General features: G+C 48.8%; 5 protein-coding genes. All 5 read left to right on the top strand.

Annotated features, from left to right (window positions below; translation table 11 throughout):
- A partial coding sequence (locus BZG79_RS10935; RefSeq protein ID WP_199877740.1) for a cell division protein ZapC domain-containing protein occupies positions 1-383 on the top strand: 383 nt, incomplete at its 5' end.
- Positions 384-822: 439 nt separating this feature from the next.
- Positions 823-2,955, top strand: a complete 2,133-nt coding sequence (rlmKL, locus tag BZG79_RS10930; protein ID WP_077679743.1) for a bifunctional 23S rRNA (guanine(2069)-N(7))-methyltransferase RlmK/23S rRNA (guanine(2445)-N(2))-methyltransferase RlmL — start codon at positions 823-825, stop codon at positions 2,953-2,955.
- The gene (locus BZG79_RS10925) at positions 2,952-3,206 is read left to right on the top strand and encodes a glutaredoxin family protein (RefSeq protein ID WP_021023220.1); all 255 of its coding nucleotides are present in this window, start codon (positions 2,952-2,954) and stop codon (positions 3,204-3,206) included. The genes rlmKL and BZG79_RS10925 overlap by 4 nt, the downstream gene beginning before the upstream one ends.
- Positions 3,193-5,115, top strand: a complete 1,923-nt coding sequence (locus BZG79_RS10920) for an ABC transporter ATP-binding protein (protein ID WP_077575997.1) — start codon at positions 3,193-3,195, stop codon at positions 5,113-5,115. The genes BZG79_RS10925 and BZG79_RS10920 overlap by 14 nt, the downstream gene beginning before the upstream one ends.
- A gap of 180 nt (positions 5,116-5,295) precedes the next feature.
- Positions 5,296-5,464 (top strand): ribosome modulation factor (gene rmf / locus BZG79_RS10915; protein WP_077460554.1); only part of this gene is annotated, 169 nt, incomplete at its 3' end.

Raw genomic sequence — 5,464 nt, 5'->3', positions numbered from 1 at the left:
ATCTGACAGATCCTCTGTCATTACTGTCACTGTCCGGGCCGCGCCGGGCAGAGCTTGCTTTGAACGCAGTGGCAGCCCATCGCTTCCACAAACCTGTGCTACCCAAAAGTTGGTTTTTTGAGACGCAACAAGAAACGATCGCCGCACCCGAGTGGGGGCAGATTGTCGAACTCACGAGCCAAACCGGGGACAGGGCGCCATTTATTATTATAGAAAACGCCGGTTCAGCCTCGCTATGCATGCTCGCTCGCGAAGCCGATTTTGAACTGAGCGCAAATAAAACCATGGCGTTTTGTGGTGCGATTAAAGTAATGAACGACCGGCTATCGCAATCTAAACACCAAACTAATAGCCAAAAAGGTCGCTTTGCGTTAGTGGGCTGAGTGGCTTTCACTCAGCTCACGTTTTCTTTTATCCAACCTTTCCCCTGATTTGACGTCACTATTCCCACTTCTTTTTGCGCGATTAATGTTTCTGATACCAAACAGGTGCGTCTAAAACCTGTGATCTCACCCGCCATAACTCGCCTCTTAAGGCAAAGTGAATGCTTACACGTTATATTTTCTAACACATCATGCTAGACGTGGCGCGCCTTGATTAGGTCGTGTTTCCACCAGGAAACGTAGCCAGTCAGGGTTTGCCGAGATAGGATTCCTGAGGGAAACAATAATCATCGGGTGATTGATTCTTTACAGAAACACTGGGGTGGCGATTAATTCACCATTCAACGGAGATTGTTTCGCCTTGGGTCAACGGGGCGGGTCAGATTGATGTATAATCGGCGCCATTATGACAACCACGCCCAGAGGGTGTAGAGACTCAATGAAACACTATCTCGCTATAACCGCTCGAGGTCTCGAGCATTTGTTGGCTCAGGAGCTTGAACAGCTTGGTGCATCCAGCCTTAAGCAAGTCCATGCCGGTGTAAAATTTAAAGCCGACGATTCCACGCTTTATCAATGTTGTTTGTGGAGTCGGGTTGCATCCCGTTTTGTGCTGGTGCTGGGTGAGTTCGCGGTTCGCGATGATATGGATTTATACCTTGGCGCTACGGCGATTAATTGGCCGGATCATTTCCATTCCAGCCAGCGGATAGCGGTTGACTTTAACGGTACTAACCAAGAGATTCGCAATAGCCAATATGGTGCCCTAAAAGTCAAAGATGCGATTGTCGATAAATTTGAAAAAGCCAATCTGCCACGGCCAAGTATTGATCGTGAGCAACCAGACTTACGCATTCATATGCGCTTGTCGAAAGATAAAGGTGTGCTCGGTATTGATATGGTTGGCAGTGGTTTGCACCAACGAGGATATCGTACTCAGGCAGGGGCGGCTCCTTTACGCGAAACCCATGCAGCAGCGTTAGTGTTACGCAGTGGGTGGCAAAGCGGGCAACCTATGATGGATATCATGTGTGGTTCCGGAACGCTTCTGATTGAAGGGGCGATGATTGCCGCGAATGTCGCTCCTGGGCTTAAGCGCAAACGTTGGGGCTTTGAATCACTGCTTGGTTTTGATGACGAGGCTTTTAAAACGATCAAAGCAGAGGCGAGCGTTAAAGCTAAACGCGGGGTGAGCCAATGCCAAACGCGTTTTTATGGGACAGACAATGATGCACGTATGATTGAGACGGCCCGGGCAAACGCCCGACGCGCGGGTGTCGCAGAATTGATCGAATTTAATGTCGCAGATGCCACTGAGGTGGTCCCGCCAGAAGACTTCACCGGAGGGCATATTATCTCAAACCCCCCTTACGGTGAGCGTTTAGGCACGACGCCTGGACTGATTGCGTTGTACACGCAGCTAGGTGACCATCTTAAGCTCGCGTTTGCAGGTAACACTGTCTCTTTATATTCCGGCTCGGACGAGCTGCTTAGTTGTCTGCGGATGCGTGCCGATGACAAGTTTGCACTGCGCAATGGCGCCCTTGATTGTGTAATGAAAACGTATGCCATTACCGCACGTGGCCTGAAAGAGGCAGGAGATGCAGCCCCGACGGTTGACGTTGCTCCTGACTTTGCTAATCGGCTCCGTAAAAACATGACAAAATTGGATAAATGGGCGAAAAAAGAGGCCATCGAGTGTTATCGACTCTATGATGCTGACCTGCCGGATTACAAAGCCGCGATTGATCGCTATCGCGACTTTTTAGTGATCCAAGAATATGCGGCACCTAAGACGATCGCCCCAGAAAAGGCACGTCGGCGATTGCTGGATATGGTGCGTGCTGCCATTGCTGTCACAGGTGTTGATGCGAATAAAGTTGTGCTCAAAACGCGTGAGAAGCAAAAAGGGAATAATCAATACCAAAAGCTGTCAGGTGCCGCGCATACTATGACCGTACAGGAATACGGTGTAACACTTGAGGTTAATCTTTATGACTACCTCGATACCGGCTTGTTTCTCGATCATCGCTACACGCGTCGACTAATTGGCGAGAAAGCGGCTGGAAAAGATGTACTTAACCTGTTTGCTTATACGGGAAGTGCATCGGTACATGCAGCGGTCGGTGGTGCACGGTCAACGACCACCGTGGATATGTCGAAAACGTATCTTGCGTGGGCTGAGCGCAATATGAAGCTTAACGGAATGGTCGGGCGTCAGCATCAGTTTGAACAGGCCGACTGCTTGCAGTGGATAGAGCAATCGGACCAACAATTTGATCTTATTTTTGTTGATCCACCGACTTTCTCTAACTCGAAGCGGATGCAGACAACCTTTGACGTGCAACGCGATCACATCGATTTACTATTGGCTCTCAAAGCACGGTTGCGCCCTGGGGGCGAAATTATTTTCTCTAATAACAAACGCCATTTTAAGATGGATCTTGAGCGATTGGCCGATGCCGGACTTAATGCAGAAAATATGAGTAAGCGTTCGATCCCAGAAGACTTTGCACGCAATCCCCATATTCACAATTGTTGGATTATTCAGCATCAGGACGTGGTTGCATGACACTCGTGTTATTCAGTACCGAAGGCTGTCATCTGTGTGAGCAAGCCTGGTCACTTTATCAATCACTCGGTTATCAAACGCCACTTGCAACCCAAGATATTGCCTTTGACGATACGCTCTTTGAGCGTTACGGCGTCACTATTCCGGTGATTGCAATTCGCAATCAAGCAGGAGAGGTGAGCGCAGAGTTAGGCTGGCCGTTTGATCACATACAACTACAAGCTTGGTTATCGCAAAATGGCATTAATTAAAATTACCGCTGCGCAGTTAGCGTATGGCGACAATCCATTGTTAGACAAAACAGACTTCATTCTCCAGCCCGGAGAGCGTGTTTGTTTGGTTGGACGTAATGGCGCAGGCAAGTCTACGTTGATGAAGGTCATCGACGGACAAGTGCAACTTGATGATGGCACTATTCAAAGTCAATCCGAGCTTAAAGTCTCACGACTGGAGCAAGATCCACCTCGAGATAGCCCAGGCTCCGTGTTTGACTATGTCGCGGAAGGGCTTGCCGATGCAGGCGATAAGCTCAAGCAATACCATCAACTGATCGCAACGATCGAAACCGATCCTAGCGATCGAAACATCGCCGAGCTGGCAAAGGTACAAGAAGCGCTAGATCATGCCGATGCGTGGCGCTTTGATAACCAAATTATGGTGGTTCTTGGCGCCCTTGGGCTGGATGGTAATACCGCGCTCAATGCGTTGTCAGGTGGCTGGCAGCGCAAGGCAGCATTAGCCCGGGCACTGGTTTGCGAGCCCGATGTATTGCTCCTCGACGAGCCGACTAACCATCTTGATGTATCGACCATTCTGTGGTTAGAGCAATTTTTGAAAGACTTTCGGGGCGCGATCGTATTTATCTCACACGATCGTTCGTTCATCGGCGCCATGGCAACACGCATTGTCGACTTAGATCGCGGTAAGCTGACATCCTGGCCGGGGAATTATCAAGCCTACCTTGATGGTAAAGAAGAGGCACTACGGGTTGAAGCTGAGCAAAACGCTGAGTTTGATAAAAAACTGGCCCAAGAAGAATCATGGATTCGTCAAGGTATTAAAGCACGTCGTACTCGTAATGAGGGAAGGGTGCGAGAACTGAAAGCGTTACGTCAAGAGCGCGCTAACCGCGTAGAGTTACAAGGTAACGCCAACTTGCAACTGGATGATGCAACGCGTTCAGGAAAAATTGTTTTTGAAGCTGAAAACGTGACATTCACTTATCAAGATGAACCGTTAATTAAACCGCTGAGCTTTACGGTGATGCGTGGTGATCGCATCGCGCTAATCGGCCCCAACGGATGCGGAAAAAGCACACTGCTAAAACTGATGCTAGAGACGCTGACGCCCGACAGTGGCTCTTTACATGTTGGCACCAAGCTGGATGTGGCCTACTTTGACCAATACCGCGAAAAACTCGATCCGGAAAAGACCGTGATTGATAACTTGGCGGGAGGAAAAACAGAAGTTGAAGTCGGTGGGCGTAAGCGCCACGTGATGGGGTACCTGCAAGATTTCTTGTTCCATCCACGACGTGCACAAACCCCGGTAAAAGCCCTATCGGGAGGAGAGAAAAATCGCTTACTGTTAGCCAAACTGTTCCTCAAGCCTGCGAATCTCTTAGTGCTTGATGAGCCAACAAACGATTTGGACATTGAGACGTTAGAGCTGCTGGAAGACTTACTCTCTCAGTTCCAAGGAACCTTGTTGTTAGTCAGTCACGATCGACAGTTTGTTGATAATACGGTGACCCACAGTTGGATATTTGAAGGGGACGGCACGATCAATAAGTTTGTGGGTGGCTATCACGATGCGCAGCAACAACGTGAGCAATACCTCAAAGCGATTACCCCAAATGATAAAGGTACCCCATCAAACCGTCACGCTGATACGGAACAAAAGACGGCAAAACCGAAAAGTAAACCGCGGAAGCTTTCGTACAAATTACAGCGTGAATTGGAAGGTTTACCTGCGCAGCTTGAAGCATTAGAAAACGAAATTGAAGTCTTGCAATCAGAGATGAATGATCCTGAGTTTTTCTCGAAAAGTCAGGAGATTACTCAGCCTAAACTTACTCGATTGGCAGAGGCGGAACACGAGCTTGAGCAAGCGTTTGAACGTTGGGAAGCCTTGGAGGCAATGCAACAAGAGAGTGAGTGACGGTGTCACTTTTGGGGGGAGGTGACTCACAGTTTGTCTTTTACAGCAGCGATAGTGCTTGATTAAAAAATGTTCATGATCGAAGCTGTAGTTGATGCTTCATAAAAACGTCATGGACGGGAGCATTCTTGCGAATAGCAAGCGCAGCATTGAACAAGATGGAATGAAGAGGGCGACCCTATGAAAAGACAGAAGCGAGATCGTTTGGAACGCGCACAGTCAAAAGGCTTTCAAGCGGGAGTAAACGGTCGATCGTCTGAGATATGTCCTTACCAACAAACTGATGCAAGAAGCTACTGGCTTGGCGGATGGCGCGAAGGCAGAACAAGTAAATCAGAGATGATGAAGT

It is taken from the genome of Salinivibrio sp. MA427 (assembly GCF_001996115.1).
Lineage (GTDB): Bacteria > Pseudomonadota > Gammaproteobacteria > Enterobacterales > Vibrionaceae > Salinivibrio > Salinivibrio costicola.
Note: the sequence above shows the minus strand (reverse complement) of the source record. Positions and strands in the feature narration are given on the sequence as shown.